A 1,815-nucleotide genomic window follows, 5' to 3' on the forward strand; every position below is an offset into this window, starting at 1 on the left:
AAGCGGCATGCGAGCATTGATCCAGCGCGTCACACGGGCGGAAGTCGTGGTCGAGGACGAGAGCGTCGGCGCCATCGGGGGCGGTCTGCTGGTACTGGTGGGCGTCGAAAAGGGCGATGATGAGGCGCGTGCCGACAAGCTGCTGCACAAGCTGCTGCATTACCGGGTCTTCGCTGACGAGAACGACAAGATGAACCTCAACGTCCAGCAGGCGGGCGGCAATCTGCTGCTGGTCTCGCAGTTCACGCTGGCGGCGGACACCGGCAGCGGCATGCGCCCCAGCTTCTCCTCGGCGGCGCCACCGGCGGAGGGCGAGCGGCTGTTCACCTATCTGGTCGACAAGGCGCGTGAGCGCGGGCGAGAACTCGGGGTGGGAATCGAGACCGGACGCTTCGGCGCCAACATGCAGGTCTCGCTGCTCAATGACGGGCCGGTGACCTTCCTGCTCGAGAGCTGATCGCGCAGACCCAAAAAAGCCGCCCCCGAGGGGGGCGGCTGCAAGCATTGGATGACAAGACTGCGCCGTCTCGCGGGAGCGCGGCGCAGGTAACGCAGTCTTACTGCACGCCTTCCGGATTGCGTGCGTTCAGGTAGGCCTGCTCAGAGACCTCATGCCACTTCTCGACCTTGCCTTCGAAGGTGGTGTAGGACTCGTAGATGCGACCGGCCAGATCGTTGGAGTCGCCGAGTTTCTTGACCACTTCGCCGGACAGCTCGCGTGCCTTGTCGAGCACGTCCTGCGGGTAGCGGCGCAGCTCGACCTTGTGCTCGTTGAGCAGTGTCTCGAGGGCGTCGTTGTTGCGCGCGGTGTACTCGTCGAGCATGTCCTGGTTCACGTCACGTACCGCGGAACGCAGGATGGCCTGCAGGTCCTTGGGCAGCTCGGCCATGGCGTCGTCATTGACGATGGCCTCGAAGGTGACGGTCGGCTCGTGCCAGCCCGGATAGTAGTAATACTTGGCGGCCTGATAGAGGCCGAAGGCCAGGTCGTTGTACGGGCCGATCCACTCGGTGGCATCGATGGCCCCGGACTGCAGCGAGGTGAAGATCTCGCCGCCGGGCATGCTGACCGTCGCCACGCCCATCTGCTGCATGACATCGCCACCCAGGCCCGGCATACGCATCTTCAGACCATCGAGGTCGGCGACCGAGTTGATCTCCTTGTTGAACCAGCCGCCCATCTGCACGCCCGAGGCGCCGCCCGCCATGACTTCGACGCCGAACTTGTCGTAGACCTCGTTCCACAGCTCCAGACCGCCGCCGTAATGCAGCCAGGCGTTCATTTCCTGCGCGGTCATGCCGAAGGGCACGGCGGCGAAGAACTGGGCTTCCGGCGCCTTGCCTTTCCAGTAGTAGGAAGCCGAGTGACCGATCTGCGCGGTACCCGAAGACACGGAGTCGAGGACCTCGAAGCCCGGGACCAGCTGGCCTGCTCCATAGACCTTGATCTTGAGACGGCCGTCGGACATCTCATCGACCAGACGTGCGAGGCGTTCCGGCCCCTGGCCTACCCCCGGGAAGTTCTTCGGCCACGAGGTGACCATCTTCCAGGTGAAGGTATCGGCGGCGTTGGCGACGGCCGGCAGGGTGCCCATGGCGGTCATGGTGCCGACGGCGATGCCGAAGGCGAGTTTGTTGAGTTGCATGGCATGCTCCTTGAAGTGCCCGATTGTTGTTGTGCACCGGTCATGAACTGGCGCTGGGCAAGAGGTGGGCCGCGAACGGCCCCCGGATATGATGCATCTGCATGAGCCGACTGGCGGCTCTCCCATCAGCTGGCGGGGCAGGCCCCGCCAATTCAGTTGCTGCTCTGTC

At 64.4% G+C, this 1,815-nt stretch carries 2 protein-coding genes; one reads left to right on the forward strand and one right to left on the reverse strand.

Features of this window, described 5'->3' with window-relative positions:
• Positions 1-7: 7 nt before the first annotated feature.
• Complete coding sequence (dtd, locus tag AC4FAH_RS02235) at positions 8-457, forward strand: D-aminoacyl-tRNA deacylase (protein WP_043333323.1); 450 nt, start codon at positions 8-10, stop codon at positions 455-457.
• 100 nt (positions 458-557) lie between these two features.
• Here the strand turns inward: dtd and AC4FAH_RS02240 are convergent, their stop codons facing one another.
• A complete protein-coding gene (locus AC4FAH_RS02240) occupies positions 558-1,604 on the reverse strand; it encodes a TRAP transporter substrate-binding protein (RefSeq protein WP_225348088.1) in 1,047 nt (348 codons plus the stop codon).
• Between the last annotated feature and the right edge of the window lie 211 nt (positions 1,605-1,815).

Source organism: Cobetia sp. (assembly GCF_983723665.1).